General features: G+C 69.2%; 22 protein-coding genes. 16 read left to right on the top strand and 6 right to left on the bottom strand.

The window, feature by feature from the left end:
• Nucleotides 1-104: 104 nt before the first annotated feature.
• Complete coding sequence (locus tag OWR29_RS34675) at nt 105-443, bottom strand: ArsR/SmtB family transcription factor (protein WP_267567664.1); 339 nt, start codon at nt 441-443, stop codon at nt 105-107.
• Nucleotides 444-640: 197 nt separating this feature from the next.
• On the opposite strand from OWR29_RS34675, the gene OWR29_RS34670 reads away from it, so the two are divergent.
• A complete protein-coding gene (locus tag OWR29_RS34670) occupies nt 641-1,012 on the top strand; it encodes a hypothetical protein (protein ID WP_267567663.1) in 372 nt (123 codons plus the stop codon).
• On the opposite strand, the gene OWR29_RS34665 is transcribed toward OWR29_RS34670, so the two are convergent.
• A complete protein-coding gene (locus tag OWR29_RS34665) occupies nt 987-1,634 on the bottom strand; it encodes a TetR/AcrR family transcriptional regulator (RefSeq protein WP_267567662.1) in 648 nt (215 codons plus the stop codon). The two genes, OWR29_RS34670 and OWR29_RS34665, sit on opposite strands and share 26 nt — an antisense overlap.
• 57 nt (nt 1,635-1,691) lie before the next feature.
• On the opposite strand from OWR29_RS34665, the gene OWR29_RS34660 reads away from it, so the two are divergent.
• The 5 genes from OWR29_RS34660 to larC are packed head-to-tail and all read left to right on the top strand — an operon-like array spanning nt 1,692 to nt 7,011.
• Nucleotides 1,692-2,576, top strand: coding sequence for an SDR family NAD(P)-dependent oxidoreductase (locus tag OWR29_RS34660; RefSeq protein WP_267567661.1), 885 nt, complete (start codon nt 1,692-1,694; stop codon nt 2,574-2,576).
• A gap of 24 nt (nt 2,577-2,600) precedes the next feature.
• Entirely contained in the window at nt 2,601-4,232 is a 1,632-nt protein-coding gene (locus tag OWR29_RS34655) for a fatty acyl-AMP ligase (protein ID WP_267567660.1), read from the top strand.
• Between the two features lie 57 nt (nt 4,233-4,289).
• Nucleotides 4,290-5,132: an ATP-dependent sacrificial sulfur transferase LarE gene (gene larE, locus OWR29_RS34650; RefSeq protein WP_267567659.1), complete on the top strand. Its 843-nt coding sequence runs from the start codon at nt 4,290-4,292 to the stop codon at nt 5,130-5,132.
• Nucleotides 5,129-5,794: a nickel pincer cofactor biosynthesis protein LarB gene (larB, locus tag OWR29_RS34645; protein ID WP_267567658.1), complete on the top strand. Its 666-nt coding sequence runs from the start codon at nt 5,129-5,131 to the stop codon at nt 5,792-5,794. The genes larE and larB overlap by 4 nt, the downstream gene beginning before the upstream one ends.
• Nucleotides 5,791-7,011 carry a nickel pincer cofactor biosynthesis protein LarC gene (gene larC / locus OWR29_RS34640; protein ID WP_267567657.1) on the top strand — a complete coding sequence of 407 codons (1,221 nt, stop codon included), beginning with the start codon at nt 5,791-5,793 and terminating at the stop codon, nt 7,009-7,011. Before larB ends, larC begins: the two co-directional genes overlap by 4 nt.
• Nucleotides 7,012-7,173: 162 nt before the next feature.
• On the opposite strand, the gene OWR29_RS34635 is transcribed toward larC, so the two are convergent.
• The gene (locus OWR29_RS34635) at nt 7,174-8,406 is read right to left on the bottom strand and encodes a mannitol dehydrogenase family protein (RefSeq protein ID WP_267567656.1); all 1,233 of its coding nucleotides are present in this window, start codon (nt 8,404-8,406) and stop codon (nt 7,174-7,176) included.
• Nucleotides 8,403-9,800 (bottom strand): glucuronate isomerase, encoded by a 1,398-nt coding sequence (gene uxaC, locus OWR29_RS34630; protein ID WP_267567655.1) that lies wholly within the window; start codon nt 9,798-9,800, stop codon nt 8,403-8,405. The genes OWR29_RS34635 and uxaC overlap by 4 nt, the downstream gene beginning before the upstream one ends.
• Nucleotides 9,801-9,962: 162 nt before the next feature.
• Between uxaC and OWR29_RS34625 the strand changes: the two genes are divergently transcribed.
• Genes OWR29_RS34625 through OWR29_RS34590 form a run of 8 tightly spaced genes read left to right on the top strand, consistent with a single transcriptional unit; the run spans nt 9,963 to nt 18,274 of the window.
• Nucleotides 9,963-11,291, top strand: coding sequence for an extracellular solute-binding protein (locus OWR29_RS34625; protein ID WP_267567654.1), 1,329 nt, complete (start codon nt 9,963-9,965; stop codon nt 11,289-11,291).
• A complete protein-coding gene (locus OWR29_RS34620; RefSeq protein ID WP_267567653.1) occupies nt 11,291-12,235 on the top strand; it encodes a carbohydrate ABC transporter permease in 945 nt (314 codons plus the stop codon). Before OWR29_RS34625 ends, OWR29_RS34620 begins: the two co-directional genes overlap by 1 nt.
• Nucleotides 12,236-12,290: 55 nt before the next feature.
• Entirely contained in the window at nt 12,291-13,160 is an 870-nt protein-coding gene (locus tag OWR29_RS34615; protein ID WP_267567652.1) for a carbohydrate ABC transporter permease, read from the top strand.
• Nucleotides 13,157-14,101 (top strand): Gfo/Idh/MocA family protein, encoded by a 945-nt coding sequence (locus tag OWR29_RS34610; RefSeq protein ID WP_267567651.1) that lies wholly within the window; start codon nt 13,157-13,159, stop codon nt 14,099-14,101. Before OWR29_RS34615 ends, OWR29_RS34610 begins: the two co-directional genes overlap by 4 nt.
• Before the next feature lie 12 nt (nt 14,102-14,113).
• Nucleotides 14,114-14,941 (top strand): sugar phosphate isomerase/epimerase family protein, encoded by an 828-nt coding sequence (locus OWR29_RS34605; RefSeq protein WP_267567650.1) that lies wholly within the window; start codon nt 14,114-14,116, stop codon nt 14,939-14,941.
• Nucleotides 14,938-16,047, top strand: a complete 1,110-nt coding sequence (locus OWR29_RS34600; RefSeq protein WP_267567649.1) for a Gfo/Idh/MocA family protein — start codon at nt 14,938-14,940, stop codon at nt 16,045-16,047. The genes OWR29_RS34605 and OWR29_RS34600 overlap by 4 nt, the downstream gene beginning before the upstream one ends.
• Entirely contained in the window at nt 16,044-16,979 is a 936-nt protein-coding gene (locus OWR29_RS34595) for a sugar phosphate isomerase/epimerase family protein (protein WP_267567648.1), read from the top strand. Before OWR29_RS34600 ends, OWR29_RS34595 begins: the two co-directional genes overlap by 4 nt.
• A complete protein-coding gene (locus OWR29_RS34590; protein WP_267567647.1) occupies nt 16,976-18,274 on the top strand; it encodes a lactate racemase domain-containing protein in 1,299 nt (432 codons plus the stop codon). Before OWR29_RS34595 ends, OWR29_RS34590 begins: the two co-directional genes overlap by 4 nt.
• A 54-nt stretch (nt 18,275-18,328) precedes the next feature.
• Here the strand turns inward: OWR29_RS34590 and OWR29_RS34585 are convergent, their stop codons facing one another.
• A complete protein-coding gene (locus OWR29_RS34585) occupies nt 18,329-19,333 on the bottom strand; it encodes a LacI family DNA-binding transcriptional regulator (RefSeq protein ID WP_267567646.1) in 1,005 nt (334 codons plus the stop codon).
• 135 nt (nt 19,334-19,468) lie between these two features.
• Between OWR29_RS34585 and OWR29_RS34580 the strand changes: the two genes are divergently transcribed.
• Nucleotides 19,469-20,437 carry a hypothetical protein gene (locus tag OWR29_RS34580; RefSeq protein ID WP_267567645.1) on the top strand — a complete coding sequence of 323 codons (969 nt, stop codon included), beginning with the start codon at nt 19,469-19,471 and terminating at the stop codon, nt 20,435-20,437.
• A 36-nt stretch (nt 20,438-20,473) separates the two neighbouring features.
• Entirely contained in the window at nt 20,474-20,929 is a 456-nt protein-coding gene (locus OWR29_RS34575; protein WP_267567643.1) for a hypothetical protein, read from the top strand.
• Between the two features lie 52 nt (nt 20,930-20,981).
• Here OWR29_RS34575 and OWR29_RS34570 read toward each other — a convergent pair whose 3' ends face one another.
• Entirely contained in the window at nt 20,982-21,518 is a 537-nt protein-coding gene (locus OWR29_RS34570) for an RICIN domain-containing protein (protein WP_267567642.1), read from the bottom strand.
• Nucleotides 21,519-21,530 lie beyond the last annotated feature (12 nt).

Below are 21,530 nucleotides of genomic sequence, written 5' to 3'. Positions count from 1 at the left end.
ACTGTGACCGCGCGGCGTCCGTGACCGTGCGGCGTTCGAACTGCGCGATAGCGACCGCGCGGCGTCCGAAGCTGCGCGGCATCGGCGGTAGCGAAGCGTGCGGTCTAGTCCGTGGGTGAGTTCGCTCGGAGTTCGGCCAGGAGGCCGTCGCGGTCGGTGAGGACGGCGCTCAGGATGCGGCGGCCGGCGGCGAGCAGGTCGGCCACGTCGGGGGTGCTCAGGGCGTACATGACCAGGCCGGCGTCGCGGAACGAGACGACCACGCCGGTTCGGCGGAGGACGGCCAGTTGCTGGGACAGGCTGGACGGCTCGACGTCGATCTCGGCCAGCAGGTCGCGGACGGGGCGCGGGCCGGCCTGCAGCAGCTCGAGCACGCGGATGCGCACCGGGTGGCCGAGCGTTCGGAACATCTCGGCCTTGGCCTGGTACAGCGGCACGGACATCGGCATCTCCCCCACCCGAAACGCACCGCGCAAATCATGAATTGCCCAGGTGCCGAATTGCAGAATTCTTCAATTCCCGGCGTAATCACCTATATCTTCTGAGCCGCGCGTCGGGAAACGACGGACACGCTGTCCGATCGACTGCGGCAACCATCGGTCATGCTCGTTGCACAGCCCAGGGAAGGAGCACACGGGGAATGGCCGACATGGACGTGGCACTCAAGGACGCGCTGCAGCTGGACGGCGCGCTGGCGGTGGCGATCGTGGACTGGACCAGCGGAATGGCGCTCGCCACGGCGGGTGGCGGCTACGGGTTCGACGTGGCCGTGGCGGCCGCGGCCAACACAGAAGTGTTGCGGGCCAAATTGCGCACGCTGGAAATGCTGGGCCTCAACGAAAACGTCGAGGACATTCTGGTGACCCTCGATTCGCAATACCACCTGACCCGCCCGATCACGGCCCCGGACGGCGGTGGGCTCTTCATTTATCTCGCCCTGCACAAAGACCGCGCCAACCTGGCGATGGCGCGGCACAAGCTGCGCATCATCGAGCAGCAGCTGGAGATCTGAACCCGGCGATCAGCGCGCCCAGCACGCGGACCAGGCGGGGCTCGACGTCGACGACCGCGTGGGCCAGTTCGGGCTCGGATTTGTAGAACTCGCGCAGTTTCGTGCCGGGCGCGGCCATCTGCCACAGCGCGCCGGCCAGACCGGCGGCGGTCGCGACAACGTCGTACGCCTGCTGCTCGCTCAGCCCCTCGCGGCTCGCCAGATCGCCGGCGACTGCGCGCACGGCGGCCAAAGATGTTCGTTTGTAGCTGCGGACCGACGGAAACGACACGTTTCGCTCGAGGTTGAGCGGGATGTGCGCGAGCAGGTCGCAGAAGAGCGGCCGGCTGACGAACGACCGGGCCAGCACGACCTCAGGCGGCCCGCTAGCCCACGACGAACGAACACCTTCAGTCCAATCGCGCCACTCATCGGCGGCCAGCGCCAGGAAGATCTGCTCGCGCGTCTCGAAGTAGCGCAGCATCGCCGACTTGTGCAGCCCGACCGCAGCCGCCACGTCGGTCAGCGTCACCTCGCGGACGCTGCGAGCGGTGGCCAGCGCGCGGGCAGCGTCGAGTATCGCTCGTTCGCGCTGCTGCTTGGCCTCGGCGCTGCGCGCTCGCTGCGGGGTATCGGACGTCACACACCCATGTTACACAACGCGGTTGCGGTATTAACGAAACCGCGTTTCACTAAACCCATGACACAGACATGGTTCATCACCGGTTCCTCGCGGGGCTTCGGCGCCGCCCTCGCCCGCGCCGCTCTCGAGGCGGGCGACCAGGTCGTGGCCACGGCGCGCAAGCCGGCCGACCTCGACGAGCTCGTCCAGGCGTACGGGGAAAGGGTCTTGCCCGTCGCTCTCGACGTGACCGACCGGGAGGCCGCCCTCGCTGCGGTCGACCAGGCCGTCGCACGCTTCGGGCGCATCGACGTGGTGGTCAACAACGCCGGCTACGCGAACGTCGGGCCCATCGAGACGACCGACGAGGACGACTTCCGCCGGCAGTTCGACACCAACTTCTGGGGCGTCTACAACGTCACCAAAGCTGCACTGCCGGTCCTCAAACGACAGGGAACGGGCACCATCGTGCAGTTCTCGTCAGTCGGCGGCCGCGTGGGCGGAACGCCAGGCCTCGGCTCGTACCAGGCGGCCAAGTTCGCCGTCGACGGCTTCACCCGGGTGCTGGCGGCCGAGACAGCGTCGTTCGGCATTCGCACATTGGTGGTCGAGCCGAGCGGCTTCGCCACCGACTGGGCCGGATCGTCGATGAGCGTCCACGAGATCCCCGAGGAGTACGCGGCGACGGTCGGCCTGGTGGCCGGCGGCGGCGCGGGCCGGTCGGCCAACCTGGTCGCGGGTGACCCGGCCCGGGCCGGCGAGATCCTGGTGCAGGTGGTCAGGCGCGAGCACATCCCGACCCACCTGCCCATCGGCGTGAACGCCGTCGAGATGTCGCGCACTTACTCCGTACGGCAGATCGCCGAGGTCGACGAGTGGGGCGCCGTCGGGCGGTCGGCCGACTTCGCCGAGCCCTACCCGGCGAGTTATCCACAGGACGCCGAAGCCGTCACGCGATCATGAGCCGTTCCGCGTAGCGTTCTTCGCGTGAGCCGCTTCGTGGAAAGTGTCGTCGCCACCGCCGGCCGCGCCCGCACGGGCATGGTGACCGGCGAGCCCGGCCCGCCTGTCCGTCGTACGTGGAAAGAGCTGCACGAACAGGCCCGCCGCATAGCCGGCGGCCTGGTCGCGAGCGGGCTGCAACCGGGGCAGGCGGTGGCGGTGCTGGCGGGCCAGCCGGCCGAGACCGCGCCGGTGGCCCAGGGTGTGTGGCTGGCCGGCGGCAGCATGACCATGTTGCACCAGCCCACCCCGCGCACCGACTTGGCCGTCTGGCGTGACGACACGTTGCGGGTGCTGCGGATGATCGACGCGCGGTCGGTGGTCGTGGGCGCGCCGTTCGGGCAGATGGCCGCGGCCCTTGACGCGTACGGCATAAGGAACTTCTCCCCCGCCGATCTGAGCGAGGGGCAAGAGATCGAGCCCGTGCCGGTCGACGAGGACAGTCCCGCCCTGCTGCAGCTCACGAGCGGTTCCACCGCCGAGCCCAAGGCCGTGCGAATAACTCACCGCAACCTGTACGCCAACCTGACCGACTCCAGCCGGCACCTCAGCTGCGGCGAGGACGGCGTGATGGTGTCGTGGCTGCCGATGTTCCACGACATGGGCATGATCGGCTGCCTGGCGCTGCCCATGCTGAGCGGGCTCGAGCTGGTCAGCGTCACCCCGGCCGACTTCCTGGGCCGCCCGCTGCTGTGGGCCGAACTGCTGAGCCGGTACGGCGGCACGATCACCACCGCGCCCAACTTCGCCTGGGCCGTGCTGACGCGGCAGCTGGCCCGGGTCGAGCCGGGCGAGCTCGACCTCTCGAAGCTGCGCGTGGCCTGCAACGGCGCCGAGCCGATCGACCCGGCCACCATGCGCGCGTTCGTCGAGGTGGCGTCCCGCTTCGGCTTCGACCCGGGCGCCGTCAACTGCTGCTACGGCGCGGCCGAGAGCACTCTGGTCATCTCGATGTCCGGCGTGGCCGATCCCATGGCCCTCGACCGGGTCAACGCGGCCGCGCTCGAACAAGAGCGGCGGGCGGCTCCGGGCGCCGAGGGCGGCGCGGTGCGCGAGATTCCCATGCTGGGTCGCCCGTTCCCGACCGTCGAGGTGCGGGTGGTCGACGATGAGGGCAAGCCGCTCGGCGACCGGCAGGTCGGCCGCCTGCAACTGCGCGGCGAGTCGGTGACCGACGGCTACCTGACGCCCGACGGCTGGGAGCCCGCCCGCGACGCCGACGGCTGGCTCGACATCGGCGACGAGGGCTACCTGGCCGATGGTCAGGTGGTGGTGTGCGGCCGGCGCAAAGACGTGATCATCATGGGCGGCCGCAACATCTACCCCACCGACATCGAGCGCGCGGCCGGCTCGGTGCCGGGCGTCCGCGAGGGCAACGTGGTGGCGGTGCGCCTGCTGGCCGGCGACGGCGTGGCCCGCGAGTCGTTCGCCGTGCTGGCCGAGTCCCGCCAGGCCACCGACGAGGCAGCCGTGGCCCAGATCGTCCGTGAGGTCACCTCCCGGGTGGTCTCCGAGATCGACGTCCGCCCCTCGGCCGTCCGCATCCTGCCGCCCGGCTCCCTGCCCAAGACCCCGTCCGGCAAGCTTCGCCGCGCGGCCGCCCGTGGACTCCTTTAGCCGCAACAAATGGCAACCACTTGCCACCGGGCCGGGATCAAAGCGTGGAATTGCGGGGTGACATCTGTGGAGATCGACGAGGCGGCCCAAGCCACGGCGCATGTGGCGGAGCAGTTGCGCAACGTCGGACGGCTCGGCGTGGCGTTCTCGGGCGGGGTCGACTCGTCGGTGCTGCTGGCGCTGGCCGTCCGGGCGCTGGGCGCCGACCGGGTGGTGGCCGTGCTCGGGGTCTCCCCCAGCCTGGCCGCCGACGAGCGGACGGCCGCGCATCTCGTGGCGAAGACGATCGGGGTGCCGGTGGTCGAGGTCGAGACGCGCGAGGACGAGCGCGAGGCCTACCGCGCCAACGGGCCCGACCGGTGTTTCCACTGCAAGGACGAGCTGTTCACCCGGATCGGGGCCGAGGTCGCCGGTCGTTATCGGCTGGACGCGGTCGCGTACGGGGAGAACGCCGACGACGTGCGGCGGCTCGACCGGCCGGGCGCGCGGGCCGCCGCCGAGCACGAGGTGCTGACTCCGCTCGCCGTCGCCGGTCTGGACAAGGCGGCCGTACGGCGGATAGCGCGCACTTTCGAGCTGCCGTGCGCCGACAAGCCGGCCGCGCCCTGCCTGGCCTCGCGCATTCCGCACTATCAGATCGTCAGTCCCCGCAAGCTGAGCCAGGTCGAGCAGGCCGAGGCGGCGCTCCGGCGGCTTGGCTTCGCCGATTTCCGCGTACGTCATCACGGGGAGATAGCCAGGCTCGAACTGCCAGCCGGCGACCTGCTCCGAGCCGCGAGCGAGCCGCTGCGTCACCGAATCCTCCAGGCGGTGACCGAGGCCGGCTTCCGCTTCGTTGCGCTCGACCTGGCCGGCCTCCAGTCCGGGGCGTTCACCAGCGCGTTTGTGCAGAACACATGACCGACGACCTGTCCTCCTACGCCGACCTCGACGTGGACCGGGCGCGGCGGCGGGGCTACCCCGAGGCCGTCTTCTGCGCGGGCAAGACTCCCGAGCAGGTGGCGGGCATCGCGGCCGCCCTCCGGGAGCACACCGAGGCGGTCACGCTGTTCACTCGGGCCGGCGACGAGCACGCCGCGGCGGTTCTAAAGGTGCTGCCGGACGCGCTTCACGACCCGGTGGCCGGGCTGCTCGCGTGGCCGCCCGAGCCGCCCGAGCCCACCGGCGGCCGCGTCGTCGTGGTGGCGGCCGGCACGTCCGACCTGCCGGTGGCCCGCGAGGCAGCGCTGACCGCGCGGTACCTGGGCCGCGACACCGAATCGATCGTCGACGTGGGTGTGGCCGGGCTGCATCGCATCCTCAAACACGTCGACCTGCTGCGCGAGGCCCGGGCGGTGGTGGTGGCGGCCGGCATGGACGGCGCGCTGCCGGGCGTCGTGGCCGGGCTGATCTCGGCGCCGATCATCGCGGTGCCCACCTCGGTCGGGTACGGCGCGGCCTTCGAGGGGCTGGCCGCGCTGCTCACCATGCTCAACGCCTGCGCGCCGGGGGTCGCCGTGGTCAACATCGACAACGGCTACGGGGCGGGGCATCTGGCCGCTCAGATCTCGGCGCCGGCGTGACGCGGCGGCACGCCTGGATCGACGCGTCGGCCGGGATCGCGGGCGACATGCTGCTGGGAGCCCTGCTCGACGCGGGGGCCTCATTGGCGGCGGTGCAGTCGGCGGTTGATGCCGTCTCGGGTGGCCAGGTCCGGGTTCGTACGCGGGAAGTGACCCGAGCCGGACTGCGGGCGCTCAAGGCCGAGGTGGAGCCGCTGACCAGTTCGCTGCCTCACCGCAGCTGGCGCGACCTGCGAGAGCTGCTGAAGAACGCCGGCCCGGCCACCGCCGTGTTCCGGAGGCTGGCCGAGGCGGAGGGCCGCGTGCACGGCATCCCGGCCGACGACGTGCACTTCCACGAGGTGGGGGCGCTGGACGCGATCGCCGACGTGGTGGGCTGCTGCGCGGCGCTGGCCGACCTGGGCGTGGCCACGGTGTCGGCCGGGCCGGTGGCGCTGGGTTCGGGCAGCGTGCGCGCTCAGCACGGCCGGCTGCCGGTGCCCGCGCCCGCGGTGGCCGAGCTGGCCAAGGGCTGGCAGGTGTCGGCGGGCGGCGACGGCGAACTGGCCACGCCGACCGGGCTGGCCCTGCTGCGCACCTTCGCCCGCGCCTGCGAGCCGCTGCCGGCGATGGCGCTCGACCTGGTCGGCGTGGGGGCCGGCACGCGCGACCCGGCCGGGCATCCGAATGTCGTACGCGTGCTGATCGGCGCGGGCGAGGGCTCGGGGGTACAGCCCGATCCGCCCAGCCCGGAGCGGGACGCGGTGCTGCTCGAGGCCAACGTCGACGACCTCGACCCGCGGTTGTGGCCGGGCATCATCGCCGCGCTCCTGGAGCGGGGAGCCTCGGACGCGTGGCTGGTCCCGATCCTGATGAAGAAGGGGCGTCCGGCGCACACGTTGAGCGTTCTCTGCGCACCCGAACTGGTGGACGCGCTGCGCGATCAGATCTTCCGCGACACCAGCACGCTGGGCGTCCGGCACAGCCCGCGCGGCAAGGTGGCCCTCGAACGCGCCTTCGCCGACGTGACAGTGGGCGACACGCGCATCCCGGTCAAGGTCGCCCACCGCGACGGCGTGATCGTGCAGGTCATGCCCGAGTTCGAGGACGTGGCCGCCCTGGCCCGTCGCCAGCAGCGGCCCGAGCGTCTGGTGCTGCAGGAGGCGCTGGCCGCGGCCGGCGTGGCCGGGCTGGTCGTCGGCGCCCCACTCCCGGAAAGCCTGCGTCCCGAGCAGTAGCCCGCGCCGATCTATCAGCGCGCGGCCACGTCCGATCAGCAGCCGGCCACGCGTCCGATCAGCAGCCGGCCACGCGTCCGATCAGCAGCGGGCCATGCGTCGGCGCGACGGGCGTCAGCGCGACGGAAAGTCGTCGGTGCCGACCGGGTCGTCGGCGACGGGCTAGCGGTTGGCTTTCGACTCCTGCACCAGGCGTTCCGTCTCGGCGATCAGGTCCTGGTCGCCGTCCAGGTCGGGGGCCAGCAAGCTCAGCACCTCTCGCACAGAACCGGCCCGTTCGATGTACGGCTGAGCGCCCGCGTCGGACACCGGCGCCCCGAAACCGCGCAAGTGGTCGATCCAAGCGGCCAGGATGCGCACGGCGCCGGTCGGCATGCGGCCGTCCGCCCGCTCGGCGCGCAGCACCGGCAGCACGCGGATCGGGATCTTCTGCGAGCCGTCGGCGGCAATCTGAGCCAGGGTGTGGCGGATCCGCGGGTTGGCGAAGCGTTCGAGCAGCGCCGCTCGGTAGGCAGTCAGCTCATCGTCCGGTAGGGGCACGTGCCGGCAGGCCTCGTCCCACCACTGCTCGAGCCAGGCGCGGCAGTCCGGGTCGGCCACGGCCTCGGCCACCGTCTCGTGACCCCGCGCACTTCCGGCGTACGCGAGCAAGGAATGCCCACCATTGAGCAGCAACAGCTTGCGCGTTTCGTGCGGCACGACGTCGTCCACGAACCGCGCGCCGCCCCGCTCCCACGCGGGCCGCCCGGCCGGGAAGTCGCCGCTCAGGATCCATTCCGTGTACGGCTCGGTGATGACCGGCGCGGCGTCGGCCCAGCCGTCGGCCTCGGCCACCTCGCGTACGTCGGAATCGGTCGTCTTCGGCGTAATGCGATCGACCATGGTCGTGACGAACGAAACGTGCGCGCTGATCCATTCGTCGAGCGCCGGATCGAGGCGAGCGGCCAACTCGTGCACGACACGTGCAGTCACTTCGCCGTTTCCGGGCAGGTTGTCGCACGAAACGATCGCGATCGGACCGGAACCGGCCAGCCTTCGCGCGGATAGCCCCGCCACCAGACGATCGGCGACAACTCCGTCCGGCGCATATGCAGCTTCGGTCATGGTGATCGTCACGACGGACACCGCCGGATCGGCCACCAGTGACCGCCAGGTGGTGGCGTCGCTGCCCGCATAGGCGGCAACCACCGACTCCTGAACCTGCAGATCGTCGGAATCGGGCCCGCGTACGACCAACGTGTACCGGCCGTCCTGCCGGGTCAGCGCCTCGGCCAGCCCCGCCGAGCGACCGGTGAAGGCGGCGATCCCCCACTCCTCGTCGAAACCCGTGTACCAGGCTTGATGAGCGCGGAAGAAACCGCCAAGTCCCAGGTGCACGACGCGTACGGGCCTCACAGCTTGAACACCTCCCGCGGCTGGGTGACGACCAGGCCGGTCAGCGTTTCGAGAGCTTCGTCCTCGTCGAGGCGGTGCTCGGCGACCAGACCGGCCAGGAAACCGGCGTCGAGCCGGCGGGACATGTCGTGCCGCGCCGGGATCGAGCAGAACGCGCGCGTGTCGTCGATGAATCCGGACAGCCGGCTGAACCCGGCGATCTCGGTGACCGACTGCTGATAGCGGCGGATCTCGCTCGGGTTGTCGAGGAACCACCAGGGCGCCCCGGCGTACACCGACGGGTAGAAGCCGGCCAGCGGCGCGATCTCCCGGCTGTAGACGTCGGGGTCGACCGTGAACAGCACGAGGTGCAGGTTCGGGTGGGTGCCGAAGCGTTCGAGCAACGGCTGCAGCGCCGCCGTCAGCTCGACCGCGACCGGGATGTCGTGCCCGGTGTCCGGACCGTGCGCGGCGAGCGTCGCCGGGTGGTGGTTGCGCCAGACGCCGGGGTGCAGGGTCATCACCAGGCCGTCGTCGCACGACATGCGCGCCATCTCGAACGTCATGTGCCGGCGGAAGGCGAGCGCTTCGCGCGGAGTGACCGTACCGCTCAAGGACGAACGATAAATTCGCTCAGCTTCGCTCACTTCCAGCGGTTCCGTGCCGGCGTCGAAATGCCCGTGGTCGGCCGAGACCGCGCCCAGCGAGATGAAGTACCGCCGCCGCTCCTCCAGCGCCGCGATGTAGCCCGCGTAGTCGCCGGTGTCGCCGCCCAGCTCCTTGACCAGCTCGGGCCAGCCCGGGCGGCCCACCTCGAGGTAGCGGTCGGGGCGGAAGGTCGGCACGATCCGGGTCTCGATCGACTCGTCCTCGCGCAGCGCGCGATGCGCGGCCAGATCGTCGGCCGGGTCGTCGGTCGTGGCCAGGAACGCGATGTCGAACTTCTTCAGCAACGCGCGCGGCCGGTGACTGTCCTGGTTCAGCTGACCGGCGATCTGATCGAAAAGCGCATCCGCGTTGTTCGCCGATGGCCGTTCGCTCACTCTGAAGACATCGGCCAGCGACGATTCGAACCAATAACGCACAGGCGTTCCGCGCAACAGTGGCCAGTTCGCGCAGAACAACCGCCAAGCCTCGCGCGCCCGCTGCTCGGGCAGCGGCCCCTCGCCCACCCCGAGGTCGGTCAGCGGCACCCCGGCCGAATGCAACAGCCGCGTCACGTAGTGATCGGGCTGGATGAACAGGGAGGTCGGATCGGCGAACGGCCGGTCGTCCAGGATCAGCCGCGGGTCCACGTGCCCGTGCGGGCTGATGATCGGCCGGTCGCGAACCTCCTGGTACAGGCGGCGGGCGATCGACCGTACGCCCGGATCGGCGGGCAGCAGCCGGTCGGGATGCAACGTGAGGGCAGCCATGCGCCCGAGCCTCACCGCCCGAACGTGCCCCTGGCAACCAATTGCCAAATGTTGCCACGACGGCGGGGCAACAACTGGCAACTCATTGCGCGCAGGTTAACGGGAGTCCCACAGTGACCCCCATCACTGCCTCCGGCTAGCAGCTCAGAGGAGACGTTTTTTATGAACGCGAAGAAGCTTACGGCGCTGGCCGGTGTTGCGGTTCTGGCGCTCGCATCGGCCGCTTGCGGCGGCGACGACGAAGGCGGCGAAGGCGGCGCCGGCAAAACGCTCAACGTGCTCATCGCCGCCAATACCCAGTACCCCGACGAATTCGCGGCCTGGCAGAAGGACATCAGCACCAAGTTCAAGGCGGCGACCGGGGCCGAGGTCAAGTTCGAGACGTTCGCCAGCGCCAACGACGAGCTCACGAAGATCCAGACCTCGGTCGTGTCGGGCTCCGGCCCCGACGTCTACGCGGTCGGCACCACCTTCACCCCCACCGCCTACTCCACCGGCGCCTTCGTGAAGCTGGGCGACGAGGAGTGGCAGAAGATCGGCGGCAAGGAGAAGTTCAACCCGGCCACGCTGGGCATCTCGGGGCCGGACGAGCAGAACCAGGTCGGCATCCCGTGGGTCAGCCGGCCGTTCGTCATGGCCTACAACACGGACATGCTCAAGGCGGCCGGCATCGACAAGCCGGCGACCACCTGGGACGAGCTGGGTCAGCAGGCCAAGCAGATGACCAAGGGCGACGAGTACGGCCTGGCCATCGCGTACAAGGACAACTTCGACCCGTGGAAGTTCGTCTGGGGCATGTCCGTGCAGGCGGGCAACCCGCTGGTCGACGGCAAGACGGCCAAGCTGCAGGACCCGACCGTGCAGAAGGCGTACGACACGTACTTCGGCTGGCTGACCCGCGACAAGGTGGTCGACCCGGCGTCCGTCGGGTGGACGAACCCGCAGGCGGTGGCCGCGTTCGCCAAGGGCAAGACCGGCTACTTCATGCTGACGACGACGACCGCCACCAACTCGCTCGACCAGGGCGCGGTGAAGGGCAAGTGGAAGTTCGCACTGCTGCCGACCGTGCCGCCGGGCGCCACCAGCCGTCCGTCCAACGGCGTCGAGGCCGCCAGCATCCTCTCCGGCGACAACCTGCTCGTGGCGGACTACTCCAAGAACAAAGACCTTGCTTTCGAGTACGTGAAACTGGTGACCGACCAGGAAGTGCAGCTCGACTACTACAAGAAGTTCGGCAACCTGCCGGCCAACGCCGCCGCCCTGCAGACGCTGTCGTCGGACCCGCAGCTGGGCCCGGTGACCGAGGCGGCCAAGAAGTCGGTGGCCACGCCGTTCACCGGCGCCTGGGGTGACATCCAGCTCGCACTGACGAACGTGGCCGTGCAGTCGCTGCCCGACCTGGGCAAGGGTTCGATCAGCACGCAGCAGATCGACTCCCGGATCGCCGACGCGCAGAAGTCGGCCCAGACCGCGCTGGACCGGGCCAAGTAATGACCACCCTCGTCCGGCCGCCGGCTTCGTCGGAGGCCAAAAAGGAACAGCGCCGCCGGGGCGTGACCGAGCGACAGCGTCCGCTGTGGCTGCTCACGCCGGGCGGGCTGCTGATGGTCGTCGTCATTCTGATCCCGCTTGTCCTGGCCCTGTGGATCTCGCTGATCGACCTCGACCAGTACACGCTGCGCCGGTGGGTCGAGGCGCCGTTCATCGGGCTGGACAACTTCGTCGAGTCGTTCAGCTCGGGCCTGCTCAACTCGATCTGGATCAGCGTGTCGTTCGCGGTTTTGTCGACGATCGCCACGGTGCCCATCGGGATCGCGGCCGCGCTGGTCACCCAGAACAAATATCGCGGTCGCGGCCTGGTGCGGGCGGTCTTCCTCATCCCGTACGTGCTTCCGTCGTTCGTGGTGGCGACGGTGTGGCGCACGATGCTGCAACCGGACGGTGTGGTCAACGCCTGGTTGTCGAAGGTGGGCATCGAGGGCGGGTTGTGGCTGACCGGGCCGCGCTCGTACTGGGCGCTGATCCTGGTCGAGATCTGGGCCGCCTGGCCGTTCATCTACCTGATGGCGCTGGCCGCGCTGCAGTCGGTCGACCACGAGGTGCACGAGGCGTCGGCGGTCGACGGCGCGCCTTGGTGGCCGAAGCTGCGCCGGGTGATCCTGCCCTACCTGCGCGGCCCGGTGCTGCTGGCCTGCCTGCTCGCGACGCTCAACCACATCAACAACTTCACGTTGCCGTTCGTTCTGTTCGGGGCGCCCGCGCCCGAGGACGTCAACGTGATGCCGATGATCGTCTACGTGACCAGCTTCCAGAGCCTGCGCTTCGGGCTGAGTGCGGCCATGGCCGTGCTGTCCTTGGTGCTGATCGCCATCCCGCTGTTCATCTACCTGCGGGCCGTACGCCTGGACGTCCACGAGGAAGGAGGCCGGCGATGACCGACTGCACGTTTGTGAGCGACGTTGTCGCAGGGTGCGCGCAGGCGGTGCCGCGATGAGCGTTTCCGCTTCCGCCGAGGCGACCCGGCTGCTGCCGCGCTGGCTGCTGATCACGGTGACGACGCTGCTGGTGGCCATGGTGCTGATCCCGGTGCTGTACATCGTGCTCGCCTCGCTCAACAGCGACGTGGGCGTGGCGAGCGGCGAGTACTGGCCGAGCTCGTTCACCTTGGACAGCTACACGCGCATCTGGACGACGGCCGACCTGTCGACCGGCATCGTCAACAGCCTGATCGTCTGCGCGTTCACGGCGGTGGCCTCGGCGCTGCTGGGCACGACCACGGCGTACGTGCTGGTGCGGTACTCGTTCTTCGGGCGGCTGACGATCCTGCGCGGTCTTGTCGGTTTGCAGAGCATCCCGGGCACTCTGATGCTGCTGCCGGTGTTCGTGCTGTTCTCGTCGGCCGGCAACTACCTGGGGCTGACCGTGATCGGCACGCGATGGGGCCTGTTCGTGGCCTACCTGACGTTCGCACTGCCGTTCTCGACCTGGGTGATGGTCACCTACCTGCGCGGGCTGCCCCGTGAGCTGGAAGAGGCTGCCCGCACGGAAGGCGCTTCGACCGTGGTCATCCTGTGGAAGATCATCTTTCCGCTGAGCCTGCCTGCGATCGTCGTGTCCGGCATCTTCGCGTTCTTGCTCGGGTGGAACGACGTGTTGTTCGCCTCGGTGCTCACCCGGCCGGAGACGCACACCGCCGCCGTCGCTCTGCAGATCTTCGGCTCGCAGCAAGAGGGCGGCGCCCTGCCGGTCTACTCGCAGATGATGGCCGCGGCCCTGATCTGCGCGGCCCCGGTGGTGCTGCTGTACCTGGCCTTCCAGCGCTACCTGGTCGGCGGCCTGACGGCGGGTGGCGTCAAGTGACCTCGGCACTCCCCCGCGTCGCGTTGATCGGCCCCGGCACCGTCTCGGTCGTGCACCTGGCGGCGATCGAGAAGCTGGGGGCGACGCTGGCCGGAGTGTGCGACTCGACGCGCGACCACCGCGCGTTCCTGGACGAAGTACGGCCGGATGTTGTCCATATCTGCACGCCGCACGACCGTCACGTGCAGTTGGCGATGGACGCTCTCGAGCGAGGCGTGCACGTGTTGCTCGAGAAGCCGGTCGCGCACACCATCGAGCAGGCCGAACTGCTCGTGGCGGCGGCCAAGGACCATCCGACGGCCAAGATCGGCGTCTGCCTGCAGAACCGCTACAACCTGACCACCCAGGCCGCCCGCGAGATCCTGGGCGCGGGCGAACTGGGACGGGTCATCGGCGCCTCGGCGAGCGTGCTTTGGCACCGGAACGCTGCCTATTACGACGCTCGTCCGTGGCGTTCCGTGCGCGAACGTGCAGGCGGTGGCGTCCTCATCAACCAGGCGATCCACACGCTCGACCTGCTGCAGTGGCTGGTCGGCGACGTGATCACGACGACCGGGCACGCCGGCCGCTACGGCGGGCTGCCCGGCGACGTCGAGGACACCGCGCATCTGGTGCTCGACCACGCCGGCGGCGCGCGCAGCGTCTTCTTCGCCACGGTCACCAATGCCACCGACTCGCCGGTGACGCTCGAGATCGTCGCCGAGCACGGCACCCTGCTGCTGCGCGGCGACCTCACCGTGGCGTACGCCGACGGCCGGGTCGAGACGATCGCCGAACTGGCCCCCGGCGGCACCGGACGCTCGTACTGGGGCGCCTCGCACGAGATCCTGATCGCCGACTTCTACCGCTCGTTGGACAGCCCCGAACCGTTCTGGATCGGGCCGCAGGAGGCGCTCAAGGCGCAGCGCCTGATCGACGAGATCTATCGAACCACCAGCTGAAGGGCACCGCCGATGTGGACTCTCTCCGGTTTCTCCGACGAGATCTCCCCCGACTTCACCGAGCAGTGCGAGGTCGTCACCGGCCTGGGCATGACGCACGTCGAGGTGCGCAGCGCCTGGGACGTCAACATCCTGGACCTGTCGGCCGAGCAGCTCGACAAGGTCAAGAAGACCCTTTCCGCGTACGGGTTGAAGGTGTCCTCGATCGGGTCGCCGATCGGGAAGATCGGCATCACCGACGACTTCGCGCCGCACCTGGAACGCATGAAACACGCCGCCGAGGTGGCCCGTCTGCTCGAGGCCCCGTACATCCGGATCTTCTCGTTCTTCATCCCGGCCGGTGACGACCCGGCCGTGCACCGGGCGGAGGTCATTGAGCGAATGCGCGCGTTGACGCGCGTCGCCGAGGAGGCCGACCTGGTCCTGCTGCACGAGAACGAGAAGGAGATCTACGGCGACGTGCCCAGCCGCTGCCTGGACCTGATCCGCTCGGTGGGCTCGCCCTACCTGCGGCTCGCGTGGGATCCGGCCAACTTCGTGCAAGTGGGCGTGCGGCCGTACACCGACGGGTACGCGCAGTTGCGTCCGCACGTCGAGTACGTGCAGATCAAGGACGCGTTCCTGAGCGACGGGACGGTCGTGCCGGCCGGGCAGGGCGACGGCGAGGTGGCCGAGACCATCCGGGCGCTGCGGCACGACGGCTTCGACGGCTTCTTCTCGCTGGAGCCGCATCTGGCCGGGGGCCACACCACCGGCGGCTTCTCGGGGCCCGACCTGTTCCGCACCGCCCACAGTGCCTTCACCGGCCTGCTCAAGACCGAGGAGATCGAGTTCGCGTGAGCGATCCCACCGTCAACGAAACGAACACCATCGCGCAGCAAACGCGCAGCGGCGGCCGGCCCAAGGTCGCCATTGTCGGCGCGGGAGTGATCGGCAAGCAGCACGGGCTGGTCACCAGCCAGCTCACCGACCGGCTCGAACTGGTCGCGGTGGTCGACGTCGTCGCCGAGCGGGCGGCCGAACTGGCCGCTGCGCGCGGCGGCCGGCCGTATTCGTCGCTGGCCGACGCGCTCGCCGCCGAACAGATCGACGTCGTGGTCGTGTGCACGCCGACCGGACTGCACGGGGTCGTCGCCATCGAGGCTCTTGAAGCCGGCAAACACGTGATCATCGAGAAGCCGGCCGAGATCACGGTGGCCAAGACCGACGAGATCATCCGGGCCCGGGACAAGGCGGGCACGCTGGTCACGGTCATCTCGCAGCACCGGTTCGACCCGTCCACCGAACAGACGCTCGCGGCCATCGCGGCAGGCGAGTTCGGGCGTGTGTCGTCGGGCATCGCGGCCATCGACTGGTGGCGCGGGCAGAGCTACTACGACTCCGGCGACTGGCGCGGCACGTGGGAACTCGACGGCGGCGGCGCGCTCATGAACCAGGGTGTGCACACGGTCGACCTGTTGGTCGCGGCGCTCGGCCGGCCGGTGGAGGTGTTCGCGTACACGGGCACACTCGCGCACGAACGCATCGAAGTGGAAGATGTGGCGACAGGGGTTGTGCGTTTCGAGTCGGGCGCGCTGGGCGTTCTGCACGCGACCACCTCGGCCTACCCGGGACTCAGCGCCCGCCTGCAGGTGCACGGCGACCGCGGCTCGGCGGTCATCGACAACGACCAGCTCGCCTTCTTCCACTCGACGCCGGTCGGACAGGACATCGAGGAGCGGCTGATGGGCACGACCCAGGTCACGTCGGGCGGCGGTGCGGACACGGCCAGCAGCAACCCGGGCCAGCTGTCCGACGCTCACCGCCTGCAATACCTCAACTTCCTCGATGCCCTGGCCGGCACCGCCCGCCTCCGGGTCGACCTGGAGACGAACCGCCAATCCATAGCGGTCATCACCGGCGCGTACGAGTCGGCCCGAACCGGAAAGCCGGTGAAACTCACATGAGCAGGATCGCCGCGAATCCCATCCCCTACTGGGCCACGGCCGGCAAGACGCGGGAGGTGCTCGACGAAGCGTTCGGCGACTTCCATGCGATCGGGTTCACCGCGGTCAAGGCGGACGTTCCCGAGGACATGACGGCCGACGAGTACCGGGCGTGGATCGGCCGGTACGGGTTGTCGCCGTCGCTCAGCCTGTTCAACTCGCCGTTCGACGACACGGTCAAGGTCGGCGACGAGGTGGAGAAGGCCAAGCGGTTCGCGGCCACGCAGGTCGCGCTCGGCCTCGATCGCACGATGGTGTCGTCGATGAGCGTTCCTGCACGCATCGAACAACCCGCTGTCGGGGCGGCGTTCGACGAGGGCCGCCTGAGCCAGGCGATCGACATGTGCGGCGCGGTGTGCCGGGCGCTGGCCGCCGAGGGTCTGCGGCCGTTGCACCACTCGCACGTCGGCGGCGTCTTCGAGACCGAGCACGAGATCACCCGGCTGCTCGACGACCTCGGTCCCGACGTGATCGGTTTCGGGCCGGACACCGGGCACCTGCGCTGGGCCGGCATCGACCCGGCGCCGTTCATCCGGCGCTACGCCGACCGCCTCGGCGGCATCCACATCAAGGACGTGTTCCCCGACTATCTGGCCGGCGGTGCAGACGGCGAAGAAGCGCAGGAAGACAGCGGTGACGCGCAGGGCAGCGAGGGCACCGGCAGCGGCAAGGCCGGTGGCTCGTACCGGGAAAAGACGGCGTCGAAGCGGCTCTGGGCCGAGCCGGGGCTGGGCGTGGTCGACTTCGACGCCGTGCTCGAGGCCATCCCGGCGTCCTACGACGGCGACTTCATGATCGAGGTGGACGAGCCGAGCGTGGATTCGAAACTCGAGTCGCATCGTATGTCGTTCGAGTGGGCCCGGCGGGCGCTGGCAGGCAGGATCGAGGAATGACTGCTGTGGTGACCGGGCCGGCCGCCCGGGTGGGTGGCGCCGACCGGATTCTCGGTGAGGCCGAGGTACGCGAGTTCGTGGGGGCACAGCTGGCCGGGCTCGACCTCGACGGGCGGAGCGTATGCCTGCTCGTGCCGGACGCGACGCGCACCTGCCCGCTGCCCCTGCTCGTCGAAGCTGTGCACAAGGCGCTGCACGGGCGGGTGTCCCGGCTGACCGTGGTGATCGCGCTGGGAACGCACGGCGCGATGTCGGACGAGGCTTTGGCTGAGCACGTCGGCGTCTATCCGGACACCGAGGTGATCAACCACGAGTGGTGGAAGCCGTCGACGTTTGCCAACCTCGGAACGATTCCGAGTGAGCGGATCGAGCAACTTTCGGACGGCCGGATGCACGGTGATGTTCCGGTTCTGCTCAATCGCGCAGTCGTCGAACACGATGTGGCGATTGTTGTCGGGCCCGTGCTGCCGCATGAAGTTGTCGGCATGTCGGGCGGCAACAAGTACTTCTTCCCGGGTGTGGCCGGGCAGCAGATCATCGACGTGTCGCACTGGCTGGGCGCGCTCATCACCTCGGCCGAGATCATCGGGACGACGGGACTCACGCCCGTACGGGCCCTGATCAATGACGGCGCCGCCTTGATCCCGGCCGAGACGTACGCGTTCTGTGTCGTCACCGCGGAGACGGCCGACGACCCCGACGTGCCGGGGCTGGCCGAGGGCGACCGCAGCAGCGCGCTGCACTCGATCTCGTTCGGCGACTGCATCGCGTCGTGGGCCAGCGCCGCCGAGATCAGCGCGGCCACCCACGTGACATACCTGGATAGGCCCGTCAACCGGGTGCTCTCGATCGTTCCGGCGATGTACGACGAGATCTGGACCGGCGCCAAGGGCTTCTACAAGGTCGAGCCGGTGGTGGCCGACGGCGGCGAGGTCATTCTGTACGCGCCGCACATCACCGAGATCGCGACCAGCCACCCGCAGATCCACGAGATCGGCTATCACTGCCGCGACTACTTCGTGAAGCAGTGGGACAGGTTCGAGCACATCCACTGGGGCGTTCTCGCGCACTCGACACATCTGCGCGGAGCCGGCACGTACGACCCCGAAACCGGCGTGGAGAAGCTGCGCGTTCAGGTGACGCTGGCGACCGGCATCCCCGAGGAGGTGTGCCGCGCGGTCAACCTCGGCTATCGCGACCCGGCGACCATCGACATCGCGGCGTTCACGGCCGACCCGGACACCATGGTCGTCCCCCGGGCCGGCGAAGTGCTGTTCCGGCTGACCGGCCGCTGAAACTGAGCGAACGCGCACCACTTTGAGCGAACGCGCAGAACGCTCAACAAACGCTCAACGTGGCCGGACGCTCAACCGTCGTACTTGAGCGGTCGAGCCACGCACCACCAGCCGGACGGGCAGCACAAGGGGCCGCCCGCTCGGCTTGGCCCCCTGGGCGACTGCGATGCAGTTCTGCACGCCCGTGAACCCCATGCGGTAGAGCGGCGACGCGATCGTGGTCAGCTGCGGCTCGACCAGCTCGTCAAAGATGATGTTGTCGAAGCCGACCACGCTGACCTGATCGGGAACGGTCACGCCCAGCCGCGAAAGGCCTTTGACGATGCCGATCGCGAGCTGATCGTTGTACGCCTGCACGGCCGTGGCGTCGGTCTCGACCACGCGCAGCGCCGCGCTCAGACCGGCGAGGACCGTCGGCTCGTACGGTCCGATCCGGCGCGCTTCGAGGCCGAGCTCCGACGCGGCCTGGCGCAGTGCGCGCCATCGGACGCCGTCCGACCAGCTCGTCTCGGGGCCGGCCACGTACGTGACCTTGTCGTGCCCGAGCGAGGCCAGATGCTCGACGGCCCGCCGGATCCCGCGTTCGGCGTCGTTGAGCACACAGTTGGCCTCCGGGATGATCCGGTTGAGCAGCACGACCGCCTTCTGCTTGGCCACCATGCGCAGCGCCGAATCGGTCATCCGCGAGCTGGCGATGACCACCCCGTCGACCTGGGCCAGCTCCTGCTCGATCGTTTGTCGCTCGACCTTGGGAGACTCGTTGGTGTGCGACAGGATCAGCTGATAGCCCGCCTCGCGCGCGGCCTCGTAGGCGCCCTTGATGATGTCGCCGTAGAACGGGTTCGTGACGTCGGCGACCACCAGCGCGATCGCGTGTTGCACGGCGCCCGCACGCGGTTGAAGAGCGTTCGCCGTACGGTATCCGAGCTTTTCGGCCGCCTCGAAGATCCGCCGCGCGGTGTCCGCGTTGACCCGCCCCGGCCGCGCGTAGGCACGCGAAACCGTCGAGGCGGCCACTCCCGCCTCGCGCGCCACGTCGTAAATGGTCGGGCGACTCATGACCAGGATGTTAAATCGGTCATCGTGCGCACAACAGTCCTTGTCCTTGCGACGACCATCATGGCGCTGGTTGCGCCGCCGCCGGCCTTCGCCATGGCCGATCCTGCGCGAGTGTGCACGATTCGCGACCAACGGTTGGACGAACTGTCAGGTCTGGTGGCCGTGGGCGACGGTTTTGTGGTCGTCAACGACGGTTCCGACTTCGCCGACCGGCGACGGATCTTCTTCCTCAACGGCTCGTGCAAGGTGACGAAAACTGTGCGTTACCCGACGCGGCCGCGCGACACGGAAGACCTGGGCCGCGCGGCCGACGGCACGCTGTGGGTGGCCGACATCGGCGACAACAGCGAGAGCCGCAGCACGGTCGCGCTGTGGAGGCTGGCTCCGGGCGCCAAGACACCGACCCTCTACCGGTTGACATATCCGGACGGCGCTCACGACGCCGAGGCCGTGCTGATCGCGCCCGATGGCGCGCCGGTCATCGTCACCAAGAGCGGCGGGACGGCCGGCCTGTACGAGCCGGCCGGAGCGTTGAAGCGCGGCGGCACCACCCCGATGCGCAAGGCGGGCGAGGTGACCGTTCCGTTGACCAGCACGAGCAACCCGTTCTCGTTCCTGGGCCGGGCGGTCGTCACCGGCGGCGCCACCTCGCCCGAAGGGCGCCACGTCGTCCTGCGCACCTACGCCGACGCGTTCGAGTACGACGTACCGGACGGCGATGTGATCAAGGCTTTGACCACCGGAAAGCCCAAGCAGATCGCCCTGCCTGACGAGCCGCAGGGCGAGTCCGTCACCTACAGCGCCGACGGCCGCTCGCTGCTGACCGTCTCCGAGTCGTCCGGCGACGGCACACCGCCGGTCATCCTCCGCTATCCCTTGCCCGACCGCCCGGCGGCGACCCCGTCGCCCTCCCCCGCAACATCGCCGTCCTCCGGCGCAGGGCCGTCGGAAGCCGCACCTGCCAGCCCGCAACCGACCGTGGTTGCCGCGCCGGACGACCAGCCGCGTTTCAACTACATCGCCGTCGTGGCAGGCGCCGTCGCCCTGATCGGAGTCGCCCTGGCCGCCGTCCTCGTGCTCACGCGGCGCGCTCGGAAGCGGTAGCTGTCACGAATAGCGGCCGCCGATAGTCCTTCAGGCATGACTACTGGATCTTCCGACACCACCGTGCACACCATGAAGAAGTGGCTGCGCGGCGGCCTGTTCACGTTGGCCGGCCTGCAAACGTTCGTCAGCTTGTGGCAGTACGTGTTCTCCCGCTCGTTCTACGACAACTTCCCGACCGTCGAGCTCGACCCGCCGTACAACCAGCACCTGGTCTCCGACGTCGGCGGCCTCGGCCTGGCGCTTTGCGCCACCCTCTACATCGCCGCCGTGACCCTCGACAACAAGGTCGCCCTGACGTCGCTGGTTGGCTATCTGGTGTACGTGGCGACACACTTCTTGTTCCACGTGACCCACTTCGACAACTTCTCGCTGCTCGAAGCTGGAGGCGTCGGCACCGGGCTAGGCATCGAAGTGGTGCTCGCCCTCCTGCTGCTTTATGTCGTACGCCTGATCCAGCGCGCCGAAGCCCCGGCGGTCGCGGCCCGCTGAGACCAATCGTTGCGCCGGCCCCGGAGGCGCCGGCCCCATAGGCACAGGCGCATCAGCCGTCGGTCTTGAACCACCAGCGCTGGCTCTTCATGTTCTTGTTGCACGCCAGGACATAGAGCGGGTCGCCGCTGTCATGGACGTCCCCCGGGGAGCCGAGGCACTTGCCGCTGGCCGGGTTCTTGAGCTCGTACCGGGCGGTTCCGGGGATCGGGATCGCCCGCCAGATCTGGTCGGGGTCGCCCGGCGTGTCGGTGTAGACGTTGACCGGTTTGTTCACCCAGTCCACTCCGCTGTTCACCGTGAGCGCGTACTGGTGCTTGGTTCTGGCGCTTCGGAACCGGAACAAGCCACCATCGGACACCTTCTTCCAGGCTTGCATGTACGACGGTTGTGTTCCGGGGACGGGAATCTCGATGCCCTGGACGGCTCGGGTTCCGTTGCCCTCATCGAGGGAGGTCAGAGAGAACCCCCAGTCGTTGACGAGACGGATCCACTCGTCGTTCGGGTTCGCCTGTGCGGTCGCGGCGGGCACCAGCGCGACCGCGGTCAGGACGGACGTGAGGGCGGCGAGCACCTTGCGTCGGCTCAACTGACTGCTCCA

Origin of the sequence: Paractinoplanes pyxinae (genome assembly GCF_026626335.1) — a bacterium.
In the GTDB taxonomy this organism is placed as follows: Bacteria; Actinomycetota; Actinomycetes; order Mycobacteriales; family Micromonosporaceae; genus Actinoplanes; species Actinoplanes pyxinae.
Note: the sequence above shows the minus strand (reverse complement) of the source record. Positions and strands in the feature narration are given on the sequence as shown.

Excerpts from the sequence above, each read along its gene's own strand:
- OWR29_RS34620 (WP_267567653.1), top strand. The coding sequence starts at position 11,291 with ATGACCACCCTCGTCCGGCCGCCGGCTTCGTCGGAGGCCAAAAAGGAA.
- OWR29_RS34670 (WP_267567663.1), top strand. The coding sequence starts at position 641 with ATGGCCGACATGGACGTGGCACTCAAGGACGCGCTGCAGCTGGACGGC.
- OWR29_RS34660 (WP_267567661.1), top strand. The coding sequence starts at position 1,692 with ATGACACAGACATGGTTCATCACCGGTTCCTCGCGGGGCTTCGGCGCC.
- OWR29_RS34615 (WP_267567652.1), top strand. The coding sequence starts at position 12,291 with ATGAGCGTTTCCGCTTCCGCCGAGGCGACCCGGCTGCTGCCGCGCTGG.
- OWR29_RS34585 (WP_267567646.1), bottom strand. The coding sequence starts at position 19,333 with ATGAGTCGCCCGACCATTTACGACGTGGCGCGCGAGGCGGGAGTGGCC.
- OWR29_RS34675 (WP_267567664.1), bottom strand. The coding sequence starts at position 443 with ATGTCCGTGCCGCTGTACCAGGCCAAGGCCGAGATGTTCCGAACGCTC.
- OWR29_RS34575 (WP_267567643.1), top strand. The coding sequence starts at position 20,474 with ATGACTACTGGATCTTCCGACACCACCGTGCACACCATGAAGAAGTGG.
- uxaC (WP_267567655.1), bottom strand. The coding sequence starts at position 9,800 with ATGGCTGCCCTCACGTTGCATCCCGACCGGCTGCTGCCCGCCGATCCG.
- OWR29_RS34595 (WP_267567648.1), top strand. The coding sequence starts at position 16,044 with ATGAGCAGGATCGCCGCGAATCCCATCCCCTACTGGGCCACGGCCGGC.
- OWR29_RS34625 (WP_267567654.1), top strand. The coding sequence starts at position 9,963 with ATGAACGCGAAGAAGCTTACGGCGCTGGCCGGTGTTGCGGTTCTGGCG.
- OWR29_RS34605 (WP_267567650.1), top strand. The coding sequence starts at position 14,114 with ATGTGGACTCTCTCCGGTTTCTCCGACGAGATCTCCCCCGACTTCACC.
- OWR29_RS34590 (WP_267567647.1), top strand. The coding sequence starts at position 16,976 with ATGACTGCTGTGGTGACCGGGCCGGCCGCCCGGGTGGGTGGCGCCGAC.
- larB (WP_267567658.1), top strand. The coding sequence starts at position 5,129 with ATGACCGACGACCTGTCCTCCTACGCCGACCTCGACGTGGACCGGGCG.